Annotated in this window: 16 protein-coding genes and 1 tRNA gene; 9 read left to right on the plus strand and 8 right to left on the minus strand. The window is 64.8% G+C overall.

Annotation, left to right across the window (positions count from 1 at the left end):
• Window positions 1-17 precede the first annotated feature (17 nt).
• The gene (gene accD / locus Q4G14_RS07565; protein ID WP_303361128.1) at window positions 18-935 is read right to left on the minus strand and encodes an acetyl-CoA carboxylase, carboxyltransferase subunit beta; all 918 of its coding nucleotides are present in this window, start codon (window positions 933-935) and stop codon (window positions 18-20) included.
• Window positions 936-1,028: 93 nt separating this feature from the next.
• Here accD and cls point away from each other — a divergent pair, with 93 nt between their 5' ends.
• The 9 genes from cls (at window position 1,029) to Q4G14_RS07610 (ending at window position 10,141) form a co-directional block, all read left to right on the plus strand.
• Window positions 1,029-2,456 carry a cardiolipin synthase gene (gene cls / locus Q4G14_RS07570; RefSeq protein ID WP_303361129.1) on the plus strand — a complete coding sequence of 476 codons (1,428 nt, stop codon included), beginning with the start codon at window positions 1,029-1,031 and terminating at the stop codon, window positions 2,454-2,456.
• A 61-nt stretch (window positions 2,457-2,517) separates the two neighbouring features.
• Window positions 2,518-2,814, plus strand: a complete 297-nt coding sequence (locus Q4G14_RS07575; protein ID WP_303361130.1) for a 4a-hydroxytetrahydrobiopterin dehydratase — start codon at window positions 2,518-2,520, stop codon at window positions 2,812-2,814.
• 61 nt (window positions 2,815-2,875) lie between these two features.
• Window positions 2,876-4,609: a dihydroxy-acid dehydratase gene (ilvD, locus tag Q4G14_RS07580; protein WP_303361131.1), complete on the plus strand. Its 1,734-nt coding sequence runs from the start codon at window positions 2,876-2,878 to the stop codon at window positions 4,607-4,609.
• A 5-nt stretch (window positions 4,610-4,614) separates the two neighbouring features.
• Window positions 4,615-5,409 carry a DUF6478 family protein gene (locus tag Q4G14_RS07585; protein ID WP_303361132.1) on the plus strand — a complete coding sequence of 265 codons (795 nt, stop codon included), beginning with the start codon at window positions 4,615-4,617 and terminating at the stop codon, window positions 5,407-5,409.
• A 10-nt stretch (window positions 5,410-5,419) separates the two neighbouring features.
• Window positions 5,420-5,812, plus strand: coding sequence for a hypothetical protein (locus Q4G14_RS07590; protein WP_303361133.1), 393 nt, complete (start codon window positions 5,420-5,422; stop codon window positions 5,810-5,812).
• 142 nt (window positions 5,813-5,954) lie between these two features.
• Window positions 5,955-7,061, plus strand: coding sequence for a carboxynorspermidine decarboxylase (nspC, locus tag Q4G14_RS07595; protein WP_303361134.1), 1,107 nt, complete (start codon window positions 5,955-5,957; stop codon window positions 7,059-7,061).
• Window positions 7,062-7,096: 35 nt separating this feature from the next.
• A complete protein-coding gene (locus tag Q4G14_RS07600) occupies window positions 7,097-8,332 on the plus strand; it encodes a saccharopine dehydrogenase family protein (protein ID WP_303361135.1) in 1,236 nt (411 codons plus the stop codon).
• Between the two features lie 108 nt (window positions 8,333-8,440).
• Window positions 8,441-9,676 (plus strand): AI-2E family transporter, encoded by a 1,236-nt coding sequence (locus Q4G14_RS07605; protein WP_303361136.1) that lies wholly within the window; start codon window positions 8,441-8,443, stop codon window positions 9,674-9,676.
• A gap of 60 nt (window positions 9,677-9,736) precedes the next feature.
• Complete coding sequence (locus tag Q4G14_RS07610) at window positions 9,737-10,141, plus strand: hypothetical protein (protein WP_303361137.1); 405 nt, start codon at window positions 9,737-9,739, stop codon at window positions 10,139-10,141.
• A gap of 54 nt (window positions 10,142-10,195) precedes the next feature.
• Here Q4G14_RS07610 and Q4G14_RS07615 read toward each other — a convergent pair.
• From Q4G14_RS07615 to fdnG, 7 genes are all read right to left on the minus strand, one after another.
• Window positions 10,196-10,291, minus strand: a tRNA-Sec gene (locus Q4G14_RS07615).
• Between the two features lie 2 nt (window positions 10,292-10,293).
• Complete coding sequence (gene selB / locus Q4G14_RS07620; RefSeq protein WP_303361138.1) at window positions 10,294-12,192, minus strand: selenocysteine-specific translation elongation factor; 1,899 nt, start codon at window positions 12,190-12,192, stop codon at window positions 10,294-10,296.
• The gene (gene selA, locus Q4G14_RS07625; RefSeq protein WP_303361139.1) at window positions 12,189-13,553 is read right to left on the minus strand and encodes an L-seryl-tRNA(Sec) selenium transferase; all 1,365 of its coding nucleotides are present in this window, start codon (window positions 13,551-13,553) and stop codon (window positions 12,189-12,191) included. The genes selB and selA overlap by 4 nt, the downstream gene beginning before the upstream one ends.
• Complete coding sequence (gene fdhE, locus Q4G14_RS07630) at window positions 13,553-14,464, minus strand: formate dehydrogenase accessory protein FdhE (protein ID WP_303361140.1); 912 nt, start codon at window positions 14,462-14,464, stop codon at window positions 13,553-13,555. Before fdhE ends, selA begins: the two co-directional genes overlap by 1 nt.
• A gap of 44 nt (window positions 14,465-14,508) precedes the next feature.
• Window positions 14,509-15,216, minus strand: a complete 708-nt coding sequence (locus Q4G14_RS07635; RefSeq protein ID WP_303361141.1) for a formate dehydrogenase subunit gamma — start codon at window positions 15,214-15,216, stop codon at window positions 14,509-14,511.
• Entirely contained in the window at window positions 15,213-16,202 is a 990-nt protein-coding gene (gene fdxH / locus Q4G14_RS07640; protein WP_303361142.1) for a formate dehydrogenase subunit beta, read from the minus strand. The genes Q4G14_RS07635 and fdxH overlap by 4 nt, the downstream gene beginning before the upstream one ends.
• Window positions 16,199-19,282, minus strand: a complete 3,084-nt coding sequence (gene fdnG / locus Q4G14_RS07645) for a formate dehydrogenase-N subunit alpha (RefSeq protein ID WP_303361143.1) — start codon at window positions 19,280-19,282, stop codon at window positions 16,199-16,201. The genes fdxH and fdnG overlap by 4 nt, the downstream gene beginning before the upstream one ends.
• Window positions 19,283-19,403 lie beyond the last annotated feature (121 nt).

Raw genomic sequence — 19,403 nt, forward strand, 5'->3', positions numbered from 1 at the left:
TTTCAGACCAAAGATGTTCAGGCCGTTTTCTGGGCCTGTTCTGTTTCTGTCGGGGCTGGGCTGGGCAGGTCGCCTGCCACCGGTGCGGGTTGGCCGGTCAGCATCCGCAGGATCGAGATCAGTTCGTCGCGCAGTTTCTTGCGGTGGGTCACGCGATCCAGCATCCCGTGTTCCAGCAGGTATTCGGCGCGCTGGAAGCCTTCGGGCAGTTTTTCACGGATGGTTTGTTCGATCACCCGCGGCCCGGCAAAGCAGATCAGTGCGTTGGGTTCGGCGATCTGGACATCGCCCAGCATGGCATAGCTGGCGGTGACGCCGCCGGTGGTGGGGTGGGTCAGCACGACGATATAGGGCAGCCCGGCCTCGCGCAGCATTTCGACGGCGACGGTGGTGCGCGGCATTTGCATCAGCGACAGGATGCCTTCTTGCATCCGCGCGCCGCCTGCGGCCGAGAACAGCACCAGCGGGCGTTTTAGTTTCACGGCGCGTTCGGCGGCGGCGATGATGGCGTTGCCGACATACATGCCCATCGAACCGCCCATAAAGCTGAAATCCTGCGCGGCGGCGATGATCGGGGTGCGGCCCATTTCGCCTTCGGCCACCAGCATCGCCTCTTTTTCGCCGGTGTTGGCGCGGGCGGCTTTCATCCGGTCGGGGTATTTTTTCTGGTCGCGAAAGCCCAGCGGGTCGGCCACGGGTTCGGGCACCTTGACCTCGACAAAGGCACCGCCGTCGAACAGGTTGCGGAACCGTTCGCGTGGCGTGATGGCCAGATGGTGATCGCAACTGGTGCAGACCTGAAGGTTGTCATCCAGTTCCCGGTGGAACAGCATGGTTCCGCATTCCGGGCATTTCGTCCACAGGTTTTCCGGCACCTCGCGCCGCGAGAACAGCGAGTTGATGCGCGGGCGGACATAATTCGTGATCCAGTTCATCGCCGGTTCCCTGCGGTTGTTCCGGTTCCGAAATAGGCCGGGTGGCGGCGAATTGCAATTGCGGGTGGCGGTGTAAGCGCGTTTGATGGCGGGATGTGGACCACCGCTCTTGTCTTTGCGCATTATACCATTGCCACGCTGATCGTGATCCGCGTCTTGCTGCGACCGGGGCTGGAGCCGCCGGCGCGGCTGGCCTGGGTGCTGATGGTCGAGGCGTTGCCGGTGGTCGGGATCGGGGCCTATGTGCTGTTCGGCGAGGTGCGTCTGCGCCGGGCCGAGGTGCAGCGCATGGCCGATGTCCGTGACAGCCTGACCGGGCGCTGGCAGGTCAGTCCGCAGCGGGTGGAGGTCGCGCCCGCCGCAGAACGCGCGGTGATCGACACCAACCGCGCCGTTGGCGGCATGTATGCGGTGCGGGGCAATGCCTTGCGTCTGCTGGCCGAGGATGACAGCGCCATTGCCGATCTGGTCGCGGCCATCGACGCGGCGCGCGACCATGTGCATCTGCTGTTCTATATCTGGCTGCCTGACACCAGCGGCGCGCAGGTTGCCGCAGCCGCTGCCCGTGCGGCGGCGCGCGGTGTGGCGGTGCGGGTGATCGTGGATGCGCTGGGGTCGCGGTTGCTGGTGCGGTCGTCCTTGTGGCGGGAAATGCGCGACGCCGGAGCGGATTGCGTGACGGCGTTTCCTGTCGGGATACCTCTGGTGTCCATGCTGTTTCGGCGGCTGGACGTGCGCAACCACCGCAAGGTGGTGGTGATCGACAACCGGTTGGCATTCAGCGGCAGCCGCAATTGCGCGGACAAGGCTTTCGCGATCAAGCCCCGCTTTGCCCCGTGGATCGACATTCTGGTCGAGTTGCGCGGCCCGGCTGTGCGGCAGATGCAGGCGATCTTTCTGGCCGACTGGATGAGCTATACCGGCCGCGATCTGGGTGACATGCTGGAAATGGTGGACAGCGCCGCCGATCCGGGGGCCACCGTGCAGGCGGTTGCCACCGGGCCTGACCGGCGCGAGGGCAGTATCGGCGATTGCCTGACGACGATGATCTATGCCGCGCGCGAACGGATCGTCATCACCACGCCCTATTATGTGCCCGATGCCGCGCTGGATACTGCGATCCGGTCAGCGGCGCGGCGGGGGGTGCAGGTGACGATGGTTCTGCCCGAACGCAATGATTCGCTGATCGTCGGCGCGACCAGTCAGATATTCTATCACGGGCTGATCGAGGCCGGTGTGCGGCTGATGCTGTTTCAGCCCGGCCTGCTGCACGCCAAGATCATGTCGGTGGACGGGCAGATGGCCATGATCGGCAGCGCCAATCTGGATCGCCGCAGCTTTGAACTGAATTACGAGATGAACATGCTGGTCGTCGATCCGGGCTTTGTCGCGGCGCTGGATGACCGGCAGGCCAGCTATCTGGACCGTGCCCGCAGCGTCACGCTGGACGAGGTGCGCGGCTGGTCGCGCATCCGCCGTATCCGCAACAACCTGCTGGCGCTGGCCTCGCCTTTGTTATGAGGTGGTGCGGCATACTGTCCCGCCGATACCGCCCTGCCGCGATGGAAAGGATGATCGTCTGATGAGCAAACCAACCGCTTTCACCCCGGACGAAGCCAAGGCCCGGATGCCGGACGTGCCCGGATGGGCGCTGTCCGACGATGGCCGCGCGATCAGCCGCGAATGGCAGGTCAAAGGGTTCCTGACCGCGCAGGGGCTGGCAATGCTGGCCGGTGCCGTGGGCGAGGCGCGAAACCACCACCCCGATATTGCCTATGGCTGGGGCCGGTGTCAGGTCACATTCACCAGCCATGACGCGGGCGGGCTGACCGGGCGCGATTTCGACTGCGCTGCCCGCATCAACGCCGTGCTGGACTAGCGCCCTTGCCCCTGTCGCCCGGCTTGATTATCGAAGGTCAGGTTAAAATTTGGGGCCAGACATGACAAACCAGCGCTTTGACAAATCCCGCCTTCCCAGCCGGCATGTGACCGAAGGCCCTGCGCGCGCGCCGCATCGGTCGTATTTCTATGCCATGGGCATTTCCGAAGACGAGATCCATTCCCCCTGGGTCGGCGTGGCAACCTGCTGGAACGAAGCGGCACCGTGCAACATCGCGCTGGCCCGTCAGGCGCAATCGGTGAAACAGGGCGTGAAAAAGGGCGGCGGATGCCCGCGCGAGTTTACCACCATCACCGTCACCGACGGCATTGCGATGGGGCACGAAGGGATGCGGTCGTCGCTGGCGTCGCGCGATGCGATTGCCGACACGGTGGAACTGACCATGCGCGGGCATTGCTATGACGCGCTGGTCGGTCTTGCGGGCTGCGATAAATCGCTGCCGGGCATGATGATGGCGATGGTGCGGCTGAACGTGCCGTCGGTGTTCATCTATGGCGGCTCGATCCTGCCGGGCAAGCTGAACGGCAAGGATGTCGTCGTGCAGGACGTGTTCGAGGCCGTGGGCCAGCACGCAGCGGGCAATATGTCTGATGCGGAACTGGAAATTCTGGAACGTGTGGCCTGCCCCTCGGCCGGGGCCTGCGGCGGGCAATATACCGCCAACACCATGGCCTGCGTGTCCGAGGCGATCGGTCTGGCGCTGATGAACAGCTCGGGGATGCCCGCGCCCTATGAATCGCGCGACAGCTATGGTCTGGCCTCGGGCGAGGCGGTGATGAACCTGATCGAACGTAACATCCGCGCCCGCGACGTGGTGACGCGCAAATCACTGGAAAACGCCGCGCGGGTGGTGGCCTGCACTGGCGGGTCCACCAATGCCGGTCTGCACCTGCCCGCCATCGCGCATGAAGCGGGGATCGACTTTGACCTGTTCGATGTCTGCGACATTTTCCGCGACACGCCCTATTTCGTGAACCTGCGTCCCGGCGGCGATTATGTCGCCAAGGATCTGTATGAGGCAGGCGGCGTGCCGGTCGTCATGCGCGAATTGCGCAAGGCGGGGCTGCTGCACGAAGACTGCATGACCGCCAGCGGCAAGACCATCGGCGAGGAACTGGATCTGGTCACGCGCGAGGCGGATGGCAAGATCATCCACCCGGTGGAAACCCCGATCACCAAGACCGGCGGTGTTGTCGGCCTGCGTGGCAACCTTGCCCCCGAAGGTGCAATCGTCAAGGTCGCGGGGATGAAGCCCGAAGAACAGGTCTTCACCGGTCCCGCCCGCGTGTTCGAATGCGAGGAAGAAGCCTTTGAGGCCGTGCAAAAGCGGGGCTACAAGGAAGGCGAGGTCATCGTGATCCGCAACGAAGGCCCCGCTGGCGGCCCCGGTATGCGCGAGATGCTGGCCACAACGGCGGCTCTGTCGGGGCAGGGCATGGGCAAAAAGGTGGCGCTGATTACCGATGGCCGCTTTTCCGGCGCGACGCGCGGGTTCTGCGTCGGTCACGTCGGGCCGGAATCGGCGCATGGCGGGCCGATTGCGCTGTTACGCGATGGTGATGTCATCACCATCGACGCGGTGAAGGGTGAAATCAGCGTCGATCTGTCGGATGACGAACTGGCCGCGCGCAAGGCTGACTGGAAAGGTCCGCGCGCGACCGATTACGCATCCGGCGCGCTGTGGAAATATGCCAGGCTGGTTGGCGGGGCGCGGTTCGGGGCTGTGACCCATCCGGGGGCCGAGGCCGAAACGCATATCTACATGGACCAGTAACCCTGATGGCGGGGCGCGAACAGGGATGGTTGGCGCGACTGTCGCGCCGGCGCGCGGCGCGCGACTGGGCCTTGCTGGCCCAGACCGCCCCGCAGATGCGCCGGGGCGAGGTCAGCCGCGCCCTGCGCGACGAAGCCCGGCTGCTGCAACGCAGCCTGCGCGACTTTTTGCGGGCGACCAGCCCCCGGTCTCAGGTCGCGCAGGAAACGCTGGGCACGCTGGACCTGCCCGACGATACCGACTGGCGCTGGCGTCCGACGCTGATGGCGGCGCGGACGTGGCGGCTGGGTCTGGCCGCGCCCGACAGCGGGCGGCGGCTGGGGCAGGAAATGCGCATCTGGCATGACGGCGGGGCGGGGGCGCCGCTGATCCTGCGCCAGACGGCGAATATCGGCACGACCGACCTTGCGCCCTTTGGGGTGGTGCTGGAAAGTTTCGGCTTTGCCGGCAGCTATGTCTCGCTGACCTTTGATCTGCCGCCGGAATCCGCGCAGGGGCTGACCCGCAGCCATATCCTGCGGATCGAGGCGCAGATCGGTGCCGAATCCGAGGGGCAGGGGCTGATGGCCCGGCTGAACATCACCCACGGCCCGAATACCGATACCGTCACGCTGCCGATGCACCCGCCCGGCCCCGGCCCGGCCGAGGTGCAGGTGGCAGAGTTCGATCTGTCGGATCTGCCGATCAACGAAACCCAGATCAGCAAGCTGTGGCTGGATCTGATTCTGGATCATCCGCGCATGAACGTGCTGCATCTGCGCGATCTGATCGTATCGCGCCACCGCCGCGCCGCGCTGTAAAGGGGAACCGATGGACGAAGAAAGCGCCACCTTCGTTTCGCTGGGGCTGACCGGCGGGCAATGGGCAGGTCAGTTGCGCGCTGATGCGGAACCTCAGCGGGTGTTGTTGCTGCATCTGGGGCAGGCAGTCGCGCAGGCGCAGGTTTCCCCCGCCGGGCCGGGCGAATGGCGGGTTGTGGCGGATGTGCCGCCCGCAGTGCTGACCGATGGCTGCCACAACCTGCTGCTGGTGGCCGATCAGGGCACCGGGGATGATCCGCCCCAGCCCGGCGCAACCCGCATCGCGGCGCTGCCCATTGCGGCCGGCGCGGCCCTGGATGACGACCTGCGCGCCGAAATCGAATTGCTGCGGGCCGAGATGGAGATCATCAAGGCCGAGTTGCGCCGCATGGCGCGCGGTTAGGCCGGGGCCGAACGGTTTCGCCCAAAGATGCGTATTTGGGCAAACAGGAAGCCATGTGGGTGTCACACGGCTGACACGATTGCTTGCGAAATGCAAAGCGGATGGCTATATCCGGCCTTTCCCATTTTCCTTGCGGGGTGCCATGACCGATTTGCAAACGCCCTACTATCTGATCGACAAGGCCCGGCTGCGGCGGAACATGGAACTGGTCGCACGGCTGCGCGAGGCATCGGGGGCCAAGGCTCTGCTGGCGTTGAAATGTTTCGCCACATGGTCGGTGTTCGATTTTATGCGCCCGTTCATGGATGGCACCACCTCGTCATCGCTGTTCGAACTGCGGCTGGGGCGTGAGGAGTTCGGGGGCGAAACCCATGCCTATTCCGTCGCTTGGGCCGATCACGAGATCGACGAGGCGTTGGGCTATGCCGACAAGATCATCTTCAACAGTCTGGGGCAGCTTGATCGTTTCGGTGACAAGGCGGCGGCGCGCGGCATTGCCATGGGGCTGCGGCTGAACCCGCGCTTTTCGACCAGCGGGTTTGATCTGGCCGATCCGGCGCGTCCGTTCAGCCGTCTGGGCGAATGGGATGCGGCGCGGCTGGAAAAGGCGCTGGACCGGATCAGCGGCGTGATGATCCACTATAACTGCGAAAACGGCGATTTCGATCTGTTCGATCAGCAGCTTGCCCGGATCGAGGCGGAGTTCGGCGCGATCCTGTCGCGGCTGGATTGGGTCAGCCTTGGTGGCGGTATCCATTTCACCGGCGAGGGCTATCCCCTGGACCGGCTGGCGGCGCGGCTGCGTGAATTTGCGGATCGCCACGGCGTTCAGGTCTATCTGGAGCCGGGCGAGGCCAGCATCACCAACTCTGCCTCGCTGGAGGTCAGCGTGCTGGACCTGATCCACAATGGCCGGGACGTGGCCATCGTGGACAGCTCGACCGAGGCGCATATGCTGGATCTGCTGATCTATCGTCAGGATGCCAGGCTGCCGCATCACGGCGAACATGAATATCAGATCGCCGGAAAGACCTGTCTGGCGGGCGACATCTTTGGCACCGCGCGGTTCGATGCGCCGCTGGCGGTGGGCGACCGGATCAGCATTGCGGATGCCGCCGGTTACACCATGGTCAAGAAGAACTGGTTCAACGGCGTGGCCATGCCCGCCATCGCCATCCGCGATGAGGACGGGTCGATCCGCCTTGTGCGCCAGTTCACCTATGACGATTACAAGGGCAGCCTGTCGTGACTGCCCCCAACTCTGCCACCGGGAAGGAGACGGGCTTGGCCGACACCAACAAGAAGAATGTCCTGATTATCGGCGCGGGCGGCGTGGCGCAGGTCACGGCGCATAAGGTCGCGCAATGGGCCGCCGAGTTCGGCGAGCTGCACATCGCCAGCCGCACCCGCAAAAAGGCCGATGCGATCATCGCCGGCCTGCGCGAAAAGGGGCACGATATGCCCTTTGTCTCGCACAGTCTGGATGCGATGGACAGCGATGCGGTGGCGGCGCTGATAAAGCGGCTGGATGCGAAAATCTGCATCAACGTCGGTTCGGCCTTTGTGAACATGACCGTGCTGCAAGGCTGCATCGAGACCAAATGCGCCTATATCGACACCGCCATTCACGAAGACCCGGCCAAGATTTGCGAAACGCCGCCGTGGTATGCCAATTATGAATGGAAGCGGCGCGGGGATGTGGAAAAGGCCGGGATGACCGCCATTCTTGGTGCCGGTTTCGATCCGGGCGTCGTCAACGCCTATGCCCGTTTTGCCGAGGACGAGTATTTCGACAAGATCGAATCCATCGACATCGTGGACATCAACGCGGGCAGCCATGGCCGCTATTTCGCGACGAATTTCGACCCCGAGATCAACTTCCGCGAGTTTACCGGCACGGTTTATGCGTGGCAGGGCGGCAAATGGACCGAGAACAAGATGTTCGAGGTCGGGCGTGAATGGGATCTGCCGGTCGTGGGCAAGCAGACCGCCTATATGTCCGGCCATGACGAGGTTCACAGCCTGTCGAACCGCTATAAGGATGCGGATGTGCGGTTCTGGATGGGCTTTGGCGCGCATTACATCAATGTCTTTACGGTGCTGAAATCGCTGGGGCTTTTGTCGGAACAGCCGGTCAGGACCGCCGAAGGGCAAGAGGTCGTGCCGCTGAAGCTGGTCAAGGCCGTGCTGCCCGATCCGGCCAGCCTTGCGCCCGATTACACCGGCAAGACCTGCATCGGCACGCAGGTGCGCGGCAGTCTGAACGGTCAGCCGGGCGAGGTGTTCGTTTACAACGTCGCCGACCACAAAGAGGCGTATAACGAGGTTGGCTCGCAGGGGATCAGCTATACCGCCGGGGTGCCTCCGGTTGCGGCGGCGATCCTGATTGCGCGCGGCGTGTGGGATGTGAAACGCATGGTCAATGTCGAAGACCTGCCGGCGCGGCCCTTCCTTGAGCTGCTGGGCGAAATGGGTCTGCCCAGCCGGGTTATCGACGCCACGGGCGATCATCCGATCTGACCTTTTCGGCAGGTTATCAAAAAACAATCGGGGCACCCGGAACGGCGGTGCCCCGTTTGCGTTTGTTCGCGAACCAAAGCGGCTGAACCGCTTGGTCAGGGGGGTATCATGCCGGGTGCAATTCACAATTTTCCTGTTTTCCGTCAGCAAGAGGACAAGCCGCGGAGCGTCGCGAACTGGGCCGTCATCGGCATTTTCCTGATTATGGCCTTTTCCGCCGTGGCGGCGGCGCGCGATTTTCTGATGCCGGTCACGCTGGCGCTGCTGCTGTTTTTCGTCTTCACGCCGTTGCGGCGCTTTGCGCAGCGGCGCGGCATTCCTGACGGGATCACCGCGGCCGTGGTGACGCTGGGTATTCTGGCGACGGTAATCGTTCTTGCCTATGCCGCGTCCGGGCCGATCAACCGCGCGGCGGAAAACTTGCCCACGATCAGCGACCGGCTGGAACAAAAATTCGAATCCGTGCAGGAATCCTTCCGCAAGGTTCAAGAGGCGGCCGAGCGGATCGACGGTGCCACCACGGTCGCGAACAATAGCGGCGAAGGCACCACGATCACCATCGAACAGTCGCAGGAAACCACGCTGGGGTCGGTGGTGAAATTCACGCCCTCGCTGCTAAGTCAGATCGTGTTCACGCTGTTTCTGCTGTTCTTCATGATCGCCAGCGGCGATCTGCTGTATCTGAAAATCGTGCAGAGCTTTGACACCATGCGCGACAAGCGCACCGCCTATCTGGCCCTGCGCGAGATCGAGGACAGCCTGGGCAATTATCTGGGCGCCATCACCATCATCAACGCCTGCCTTGGCATCGCCGTCGGGACGCTGATGTGGGCCTGGGGGATGCCCGCGCCGCTGCTGTTCGGGGTCGGGGCGTTTCTGCTGAACTTTATCCCCTATCTGGGGTCGATCACCGGCATCGTCATTTCGACGATTGTCGCGCTGGTGGTGATGCCTGATCTGTTCACGCCGCTGATGGTCGGGCTTAGCTATCTGGCGCTGACCTCGCTGGAAGGGCAGTTGATAACCCCTTATTTCGTATCGCGCCGCTTGCAGATGAATGCGGTCGTGGTGTTTCTGGCGGTGGCGCTGTGGGCGTGGCTGTGGTCGGTGCTGGGCATGGTGATCGCGGTGCCGGTTCTGGTGGTGCTGCGGGTGCTGGCCGAACACATCCCCGGCTGGCAAAAGTTCGGCAACTTCCTTGCCGGCGAAGACCCGCCCGCGCTGGAAGACGAAGACGAAGAAGAAGCCCGCGATCTGGTCGAAGCGGGGGCAGGGGCCGAAGATGCCAAGGACGCTGCCGATGCGACCCAATCGCTGGATGGCCCGCAGCCGGCAGGCGGCTGAGGGCGCACTTGACCTGTGGCGCCGCTGCTGTGACGCTGGCGGCATGAAGGAGGATATACGATGACACCCAACTTCCCCCGTGGCGCGGCCCGGATCTCTGCCGCGCTGGTGCTGGCGGTTATGGTCGCGGCTGGCGGTGCGACAGCGCAGACGGCCCCTGCTGCCGCGCAACAGGATGGCGGCGCGCCTGCTGCGGTCGCCGACAGTGCCGCCCCCGCTGCGGCTGAACCCGTGGTGCAGGGTAATGACGATTCGTCAGGCGTTGCCGAACCCGCGACCGAGCCGCAAGTGACCCAAGGCGACGGCACCGCGCCCGATGCGTCCAGCAGCACAGGCTGGACCGGCGGCCCGGGCGGGTCGCTGATCGGCACCAACCCGCAGGGTGCGGTGACTGAATCGGTGACATGGCAACCGCCGACCGCGCGCGGGCTTGATCTGCAAGGGACGCCTGATCCCGTGAACTGAAGCTGACGCCCGCCTCGCGCGGGCGTTTTTCATGGCATCGGCACAGGCAAAAACTGGCGGAAGGGAATGGGAGTCGAACCCACCCGCGACAGGCTCGCTGCCGCAACCGGATTTGAAGTCCGGCCGCCCCACCGGGGACGATTCCCTTCCATCTAGGTGCCGAACTGATCGACCCGATGCGGGTTGATGCGGCGCAAATCGCCGCGGCGCAAGGTTACGCCGTGGCGATCAAAAAAGTCCAGTATTTCAATCGCAACCTTGCGGCCATTCTGCACACGATCGCGAAAGGCGGGGGCGGTAAACCAGCCGTCCGGGGCTTGTGCGGCGACATCCAGAATGATCGCCACCATCTCTGCCGTCACTTCGCGCGCGAAGAAATGATCGTGGGCAATCTGATCGGTGCGGCCCAGCCTTTGGGTCAGCCGCAGCACGCGGCGGATTTCGCGTTCGTCCACGCCCAGATCGGTGGCGAAATCGCGCACACGGGGCGGGCGGAAACGCCCCTCGCCCAGCAGGGCGGGGTGGATGCGGGCGAACAGAGCCTCGTCATCCGGGGTCAGGCGCACTTCGTGGCCGGGCAGGCGGACAAAGGCACCGTCCAGCGCGACGCTGCCCGCCTCGGCCTGTTCGCGCAGCAGGGCCAGAAACGCGTCCTTGGGCAAACGCGGGGTCAGCAGCAGGCGCAGCCTTTCGCGGCCCATGCCGGGCAGGTCGGGGTTTTCGGCGTGAAAATCGGCCAGTGCGGTGGCCAGCCCGTCGCGCAGCGTGGCGGCGGCGGCGGGTGATACGGCAACCGGGCCGATGACAGGCAGCCCGTGCGGCGCCGCCATCAGCGCACGGTCGCGGGTGAAACCGGCCAGATCGACCGGCGCAACCTCGGCCATTGCGGCCAGTGCCGCCGCCGGATCGGGCAGAGCGGCGGCGGCGATCAGGGCCAGCCGTTCAGGCGTGCGGCGGCGGCGCGCGGGGGCGCGCAGGTCCAGCAGCGCGCCACCGCCAATCGTGCGGCTGGCCGACACGTCGCGCAGCACAAAGCGGTCGCCAACAGCGGCGGCGATGGGGCGATCCAGCACCAGTTGCACCGGGCCGGTTTCGCCGGGCTTGATCGCCTCGGCCCCCAGCGGCACCACGCGCGCGCCGCATTCGGTGGCGTTGCTGTGCAGCCGGGCGGGAAACCATGCGCCGATGGCGCGCGGCTCGCCGGGAAGGATGGTCAGGTTTGCGTCGATGCGCGTTGTCGGGGCGTCCAGCAGCGGGTCGCAGATGATGTCGCCCCGGTGCAGCGCCTCTTTCGTGATCGCGTCGCCAGCCAGGTTCAGGGCGCAGCGTTGCCCGGCGACGGCCTGTTGCGAGGGGCGGTTCTGCGCGTGGATCGAGCGGATGCGTGCCGTCAGCCCCGTGGGGCTGACCGTCACGGTATCGCCCACCGTTGCCTGCCCCGACAGAACGGTGCCGGTGACGACCGTGCCCGCGCCGGTCAGGGTAAAGGCGCGGTCCACGGCCAGCCGGAACCGGTCCCCGGTGGCGCGGGCGGTGGTGTCGGCCTCGGCCTGCGCCAGTGCGCTGCGCAAGGTGGCGATGCCTTCGCCGGTCAGGGCCGACACGGGGATGACCGGCGCGCCTGCCAGCCCGGTGCCGGACAGCGCCTCGGCGATCTGCGCCGTCACCTCGGCACGGCGGGGGGCATCGGCCAGATCGGCTTTCGTCAGCGCCACGATGCCGCGCGTCAGGCCCAGCAGGTGCAGGATGGCCAGATGTTCGCGCGTTTGCGGCATCACGCCATCGTCGGCAGCCACCACCAGCAGCGCAAGGTCGATGCCGCCCGCGCCCGCCAGCATGGTGTGGATCAGCCGTTCGTGCCCCGGCACATCGACAAAGCCGGTGATCGCGCCGCCGCCGTCTGCCCCGCCCAGATCGGCATAGGCAAAGCCAAGGTCGATGGTGATGCCGCGGGCCTTTTCCTCGGCCAGCCGGTCGGTGTCGGTGCCGGTCAGCGCGCGGACCAGCGCCGTCTTGCCGTGGTCGATATGCCCCGCCGTGCCAACGATCATAGCGCGGCCAGGGCACCCGTCAGCGCCGCGTCATCCGGCAGGCAGCGCAGGTCCAGGATCAGCGCGCCGTCGCGGATATGGCCGATGATCGGCGTGGGCAGGGCGCGCAGCCGGGCCGCCAGCCGGTCGGGGGCATCACCGCCCGTGCCGGTCAGGCGCAGACCCGCCGAAGGGATCGTGTCCACCGGCAGCGCGCCCGAGCCGATCTGGCTGGCGCAGGTGCAAGGCGCGGCGGCAAAGCCGTGCGGGGCCAGCGCGGCATTCACCACCGGGGCCAGCCGGGCGGCCTGCGCGGCAATGTCGGCGGCGGGGCGGGCCAGCATCGCCAGCGTCGGCAGCGCCTGCACCAGCCGGTCGGGGTTGCGATACAGGCGCAAGGTCGCCTCAAGCGCGGCGATGCGGATCTTGTCCAGCCGCACGGCGCGTTTCATCGGGTTCTTGTCGATGGCGGCGATCAGGTCGCGCCGCCCGGCGATAAAGCCGGCCTGCGGCCCGCCCAGCAGCTTGTCGCCGGAAAATGTCACCAGATCAGCGCCTTCGGCCACCGCCTCGGCCACGGTGGGTTCGCGGCGCAGGCCGAATTGCGACAGATCGACCAGTGACCCCGACCCCAGATCGTTCAGCAGCGGCACCCCCGCCGCCTGCGCGATGGCGGCCAGATCGGGGGCGGCAACCTCGGCCGTAAAGCCCTCGATCCGGTAGTTCGAGGTATGCACCTTGAGGATCAGCCCGGTGTCCGGCCCGATGGCCCCCTGATAATCGCGCGGATGTGTGCGGTTCGTGGTGCCGACCTCGACCAGTTGCACACCGGCGCGGGCCATGATGTCGGGCATCCGAAACGCGCCGCCGATCTCGATCAGCTCGCCGCGCGAGACGATGGCCTGACGCCCGAAGCCCAGCGTGTTCAGCGCGATCAGAACGGCGGCGGCGTTGTTGTTGACGACGGTGGCATCCTCGGCCCCGGTCAGTTCGCAGATCAGCCCGCGCAGGTGATCGTCACGCTTGCCGCGCCCGCCGGTGGTCAGGTCGAATTCCAGCGCCAGAGGGTTCGCCATCGCCGTCACCGCCGCGGCAATGGCGGGTTCGGCCAGAATGGCGCGGCCAAGGTTGGTGTGCAGAACGGTGCCGGTCAGGTTCAGCATCGGGCGCAGCGCGGTTTGCGCCGCAGCGTCCAGCCGCGCCGCCGCGCCCGCCGCCACATCGCCCGCCACCCCGCCCGCGCGAATGGTCGCACGCGCGGCATCCAGTTCGGCGCGGATCGCAGCGGTCGCGGCCTGACGGCCATGCGCGGCGATCATCGCCTGACCCTGTTCCCCGATCAGCAGTTGATCGACCGAAGGCAGGTCGCGAAAGCCCGCCATCAATACCCCGCCAGAAACGGGTTCGCCCCGGCGCGGGCAAAGCGGGTGTCCTTCATCATCACATCCAGCCCTAGACTGCCCAGATCGTCGGCGATCGGGTCCAGCGTCGGGTTGCGCGATTGATACAGGATTTTCAGCCACTGGTCGCATTCGGTGCAGCACTCGGCCCGGATGACAGAGTTCTCATCCCCCGCCGAGCGATAGCTGATGCCGCCGGTCGAGCCGCAGCACAGGCATTTGACCCGCACTTCGTTCCACTGGGTCGCACATTGCGCGCAGCAGGCATAGCGGACGTTTTCGATCCCCGGCGTGCCGGTCACGACCGAGCTGGCAGGCCGCCCGCCGCAAGAGGGGCAGACGCCGGTGCTGACCGGCACCAGCTTGGCCGCATCCAGCGAGGCAGCCAGCCGCGCCAGATGCACCTGAGCGGCCGCGATGGCGAACAGATGCGGGGCGATGGCATCGTCAGGGATCGTGCTGGCCAGTGCATTGCCCAGCAGCCATTGCCGGTCGTCCGGCCCGGCTGCGGTTACGGCGGACAGCGCCAGCCGCGCCGGTTCGGGCATGTCCAGATCGGCCGCCGCCGCCAGCAGCGCATCCAGCGTTGCCATCAGGCCCGCATCACCGGCAAGGGCAGGGCGGTCGATGGGCGGCATCCGCGCGGCGCGGGCGGTATCGGCCCAATCCGCCGCAATCGGCGCGGGCGCAGGCAGGTCGCCGACCAGCCGCGCCTGAACCGTGCTGAGCGCGGCGATAAAGCGCAGGAAATCCGCCGCCGGGTGATCCTTGGCCAGAAACTCCAGCCGTTTGGCGCGGTCGCTGAATAGCCGTGCGGGGTTGGGAAGAAAAACCAGCGGCGCCTGAGGGACGCCGCCGATCATTGCGGGATTGGGTTCGGTTGTATCGTTCATTTTGCCTTTCGGGCCGACCGGCCACAGCAAGGTTGCCGTTAGGGTTATTCTGCCGGGTCGCGGTGGTCGCGTCCAGTGGTTCCCGCGCTTTGACGGTCGGCCAGTTCCCGCAGCCATTTGCGATGGTGCCGCCACGCCCATCCCCCCGTCACGCTGCCGGTGGTCATCGCGCTGATGGTGCCGCGTGTCCAGATGGCCGCATAGACGTGCAGGATAAAGGTCAGGATAATCAGCACCGCCGCGACAGCATGAACCAGCAAGGCGATGCGCCGCACCGGGATCGAGACCAGACCGCCGAAATACTGTTCCCAGATCATGATACCCGTCACGATCAGCACCAGAATCAGCACCGACATGGCCCAGAACACACCCTTTTGCCCGGCGTTGTATTTGCCAAGCTCGGGCAGGTTGTGTTCGTTGCCCTGCACCACGTCGCCGATATTGGCGACCCAGGTGGTATCCTCGGGCTTGGGCAGGTTCAGGCGCCACAGTTGCAGGAACAGCAACAGAAAGCTGAAGAACAGCAGGATACCCACGAACGGATGCAGCCAGCGGGTCATCTGGCCACCGCCGAACAGGTTCGTCAGCCAGAACAGCGACGGGTCGAACAGGGCAAGCCCCGACAACAACAGCACGATCAGGCTGCCCGCCGTGACCCAGTGGTTCAGGCGGGTGATCCCCCGGTAACGGCTGACCGTCACCGGGGTGCGCGATTCGATGTGATCGCCACGTTCTGAATAGATCGGTTTCATACGTGATCCCCCCGCGACGGAATTTGCGGGTCTTCGGCATCCACCAGATGTTCGGCGGCGCGATCATCCTCGGGTTCGACCTCATTCGGGCGGGCGAACAGCCCGTGCAGGACCGAGCCGACCGCCGCCAGACCGATGGCCGCCAGACCGACGGTCTTGGTGGCACCTTTCCAGCCCTGAACCACACCCGAAATTTTGGGCTCTTCGGGCAGGTCGGCATAGATTGCCGGCTTGTCCGCGTGGTGCAGCACATACATCACATGCGTGCCGCCGACACCTGCGGGGTCATAGATGCCCGCATTTTCGTAACCGCGCGATTTCAGATCCTCGATCCGCGTTTCGGCATGGGCCAGCATATCTTCCTTGGTGCCAAAGATGATCGCCTCGGTCGGGCAGGCCTTGGCACAGGCCGGACCTTGCCCCACCGCAACCCGATCCGAACACAAGGTGCATTTCTTGGCCTTATGCGTGGTCTGGCTGATCCGCGGGATGTCAAAGGGGCAACCGGCCACGCAATAGCCGCAGCCGATGCAGTTGTCGCTGATGAAATCGACGATGCCGTTGGAATATTGCACGATCGCGCCGGGGGCCGGACATGCCTTGAGACAGCCCGGATCCTCGCAGTGCATACAGCCGTCCTTGCGGATCAGCCATTCCAGATCGGTGGTTTCCGGGTTTACCCATTCGCTGAACCGCATCAGGGTGAACATTTCCGGCGTCAGATCGGCGGGGTTCGTGTAAACCCCGGCGTTGTTGCCGATGTCCGGCAGCGTGTCGTTCCATTCGGCACAGGCCGACTGGCACGCTTTGCAGCCGATACATTTCGACACGTCGATCAGCTTGGCCACCTTGTCCAGCTGCCGGGTGGGTTCCGGCACATTGCGGGTAGCCGAGATGCGCACCACGTCGCCGGGGCCAAAGTTGCTGTCCATCGGCTGAACCGGCGGGTTCGACATGGCGGCGTTGATATGAGGTTGGGTCGTCATGCCACCGGCTCCCCCGTTGCAGGCTCGATATTGACGAGGAAGGCCTTGAATTCCGGCGTTTCCACGTTGGCGTCACCGACAAACGGCGTCAGGGTGTTCGGCCCCCAGCCCTTTTTCGCGGCGCCCTTAAAGCCCCAGTGCAGCGGAATGCCGATCACATGGACGGTTTTCCCGTCCACCTGCAACGGCTTGATCCGTTTCGTCACCACGGCCTTGGCCCAGACCTGCCCCCGCTTGCCCCAGACGCGGACACGCCCGCCGCGTTCGATGCCGCGTTCTGCCGCCAGTTCCTCGCTGATTTCCACAAAGAATTCAGGCTGCAACGCCGAGTTGATGACGTTGTGCTTGGTCCAGTAGTGGAAATGCTCGGTCAGGCGGTAAGAGGTGCCGACATAGGGGAACTCGTCCGAGGTGCCAAAGGTATCCACATCGGATTCGAACACCCGCGCCACCGGGTTCCCGCGCATCTTGGCGTTGAACGGGTTGGCGATGGGGGATTCGAACGGCTCCATATGCGTGGGGAACGGCCCGTCGCGCATCATGCCCCGCGTGAACAGGCGCGATACGCCCTCGGGGTTCATGATGAACGGTCCCACGTCGCGCGGCTGTGCCGTTGGCGAGATGTCGGGCACGTCGTAACCTTCCCACCGCTCGCCATTCCATTCGATCAGCTTGCGCGAGGGGTCCCACGGACGCCCGTCAATATCCGCCGATGCCCGGTTATACAGGATGCGGCGGTTGGCGGGCCAGGCAAAGGACCAGTTCAGATAGGCACCAGTGTCGTCGGGGTCGTGATTGTCCCGACGGGCCATCATGTTGCCCTCTTCCGTCCAGGAGCCGGCATAGATCCAGCAGGCGGACATGGTGGACCCATCGTCGCGCAACTGGCCAAAGCCCGACACCTGCTGACCCGGTTCCAGCAGAACCCTGGTCGGATCGGCAGGGTCAACGACCTGCGTCAGCGCCCGGCCGTTCATTTCCCGCGACAGCTCATCCGCCTTGGGGTCGCCGGGGTCGGCGTAATCCCATTGCAGATTCAGGATCGGGTCGGGGAAGACCCCGCCTTCATCCTCATACAGCTTGCGCAGGCGCAGGTGGATTTGCGCCATGATCCAGGTGTCATGCTTGGCCTGACCCGGCGGGGTTGCCCCCGGCCAGTGCCATTGCAGCCAGCGGCCCGAGTTGACCAGCGCGCCTTCATCCTCGGCAAAGCAGGTCGTGGGCAGTTCGATCACCTCGGTCTGGATCGAGGCCGTGTCCACGGGGTTGTAATCCCCATGGTTTTCCCAGAAATGCGCCGTCTCGGTTTCCAGCGGGTCCATGACGACCAGCAGTTTCACCTTTGACAGACCCGTCGTCATCTTGCCGCGGTTGGGGAAGGCCATCAGCGGGTTGAAGCCCTGACAGAAGTAGATGTTTACCTTGTCATGGTTCATCAGCTCGCCCATGCGCAGGATGTCATAGGTCGGCACATCCAGCTTGGGCAGGTAGTGATAGGCCCAGCCATTTTCCGCCGTGGCATGTTCCCCCCACATGGCCTTCATGAAGCTGACCATGAATTTGGGGTAGTTCTGCCAATAGCTGGTCTGACCCGGACGCAACGGCCTGAACTGACGCGAGGACAGATAGGTTTCCCAATCCGGTTCGCGTTCGGTCGGCATTTGCAGATAGCCGGGGATCAGGTTCGACATCAGGCCGACATCGGTCAGACCCTGAATGTTCGAATGCCCCCGCAGCGCGTTCATGCCGCCGCCGCGCACGCCGATATTGCCCAGAATCAACTGGATCATCGCCATGCCACGGATGTTCTGCGCGCCCTTGGAATGCTGTGTCCAGCCAAGCGCATACATCGAGGTCATCGTTTTGTCCGGCGCGGAACATTCGCCGATCATCTGGCAGATGGTCAGGAATTTGTCGCGCGGGGTGCCGGTCATCCGTTCGACGAATTCCGGCGTATAGGCATCGACATGCGCCTTGAGCAGATTCCAGACGCAACGCGGGTTCTGCAAGGTTTCGTCAACCATTGCATAGCCGTCTTCGCCGATCTGGTAATCCCAGCTGGCCTTGTCATAGTCGCGCTTGGATTCGTCATAGCCGGTGAACAGGCCGTCAGACCAGCCGAACTCATCCTTGACCAGATAGGCCGCGTTGGTAAAGGCGCGGACGTAATCCCACTGCACCTTGTCGTTTTCGATCAGCCAGCGGATCACACCCATCAGGAACACGATGTCGCTGCCCGGACGGATCGGCGCATAGTAATCCGACACGGATGCCGTGCGGTTATAGCGCGGATCGACCACGATCAGCTTGGCGCCGCGATTCGCCTTGGCGTGCGTCACCCATTTAAAGCCGCAGGGATGTGCCTCGGCTGCGTTACCGCCCATGACGATAACAAGGTCAGTATTCTTAATATCGGTCCAAGCGTTCGTCATCGCTCCGCGGCCAAAGGTCGGGCCCAAACTGGACACCGTGGGGCCGTGTCAAACGCGCGCCTGGTTATCGAATCCGACGATCCCCATGGACCGGACCACTTTCCAGGTCAGCCATGCGGTTTCGTTCGTGGTGGCCGAAGCGGCCAGAAAACCAGTCGTCGCCCAGCGGTTCACCGGAACGCCGTTTTCGTTCGACACCACCATATTGGCGTCGCGGTCGTCCTTGAGCGCGCGGGCGATCTTGTCCAGCGCCTCGTCCCAGGAGATTTCCTCGAACCGGTCGCTGCCGGGTTTGCGCAGGCGCGGAGCCGTCAGGCGCGTCGGGGCCTTGACGAAATCCTTCAGCGCCGCACCCTTGGGGCACAGCGTCCCGCGGTTGGTCGGGTGATCGGCATCACCTTCGATATGCAGCAGTTCCGCAGTTTCGCCGGCTTTCACATCGCCGCGCGAATACAGAATGATCCCGCAAGCGACCGAGCAATAGGGGCAGGTGTTGCGGGTTTCGGTGGTGGTGGTCAGTTTGAAGTCGCGCACATGCGCGGCCACAGCCGCCTCTGCTTCGCCAAAGCCCAAAGCCCCCAGCGAAGTCGCCGCCACCCCCGCGCCCGTCAGTCGTAAGAAACTGCGACGCGAAAGGTCGATATTCATGTTGACCCTCCTCTATGCCTGTCATCAATGATGGGTATCGGACATTTTGCGGCGGCAGGGTGCCTGCTGTCAAGGGACGGGCAGCTAAACTTGTATAGATTGCCCGCCTTGCCACCGCCGG

The sequence above is a fragment of the Paracoccus sp. (in: a-proteobacteria) genome (genome assembly GCF_030538755.1).
GTDB lineage: Bacteria > Pseudomonadota > Alphaproteobacteria > Rhodobacterales > Rhodobacteraceae > Paracoccus.

What these genes read in the sequence shown, in the direction of transcription:
- selA (WP_303361139.1), bottom strand. Translation starts at nt 13,553, where the DNA reads ATGGCGGGCTTTCGCGACCTGCCTTCGGTCGATCAACTGCTGATCGGG.
- nspC (WP_303361134.1), top strand. Translation starts at nt 5,955, where the DNA reads ATGACCGATTTGCAAACGCCCTACTATCTGATCGACAAGGCCCGGCTG.
- Q4G14_RS07635 (WP_303361141.1), bottom strand. Translation starts at nt 15,216, where the DNA reads ATGAAACCGATCTATTCAGAACGTGGCGATCACATCGAATCGCGCACC.
- accD (WP_303361128.1), bottom strand. Translation starts at nt 935, where the DNA reads ATGAACTGGATCACGAATTATGTCCGCCCGCGCATCAACTCGCTGTTC.
- Q4G14_RS07590 (WP_303361133.1), top strand. Translation starts at nt 5,420, where the DNA reads ATGGACGAAGAAAGCGCCACCTTCGTTTCGCTGGGGCTGACCGGCGGG.
- selB (WP_303361138.1), bottom strand. Translation starts at nt 12,192, where the DNA reads ATGATCGTTGGCACGGCGGGGCATATCGACCACGGCAAGACGGCGCTG.
- Q4G14_RS07610 (WP_303361137.1), top strand. Translation starts at nt 9,737, where the DNA reads ATGACACCCAACTTCCCCCGTGGCGCGGCCCGGATCTCTGCCGCGCTG.
- Q4G14_RS07585 (WP_303361132.1), top strand. Translation starts at nt 4,615, where the DNA reads ATGGCGGGGCGCGAACAGGGATGGTTGGCGCGACTGTCGCGCCGGCGC.
- Q4G14_RS07575 (WP_303361130.1), top strand. Translation starts at nt 2,518, where the DNA reads ATGAGCAAACCAACCGCTTTCACCCCGGACGAAGCCAAGGCCCGGATG.
- cls (WP_303361129.1), top strand. Translation starts at nt 1,029, where the DNA reads ATGTGGACCACCGCTCTTGTCTTTGCGCATTATACCATTGCCACGCTG.
- fdxH (WP_303361142.1), bottom strand. Translation starts at nt 16,202, where the DNA reads ATGACGACCCAACCTCATATCAACGCCGCCATGTCGAACCCGCCGGTT.
- fdhE (WP_303361140.1), bottom strand. Translation starts at nt 14,464, where the DNA reads ATGAACGATACAACCGAACCCAATCCCGCAATGATCGGCGGCGTCCCT.
- ilvD (WP_303361131.1), top strand. Translation starts at nt 2,876, where the DNA reads ATGACAAACCAGCGCTTTGACAAATCCCGCCTTCCCAGCCGGCATGTG.
- Q4G14_RS07605 (WP_303361136.1), top strand. Translation starts at nt 8,441, where the DNA reads ATGCCGGGTGCAATTCACAATTTTCCTGTTTTCCGTCAGCAAGAGGAC.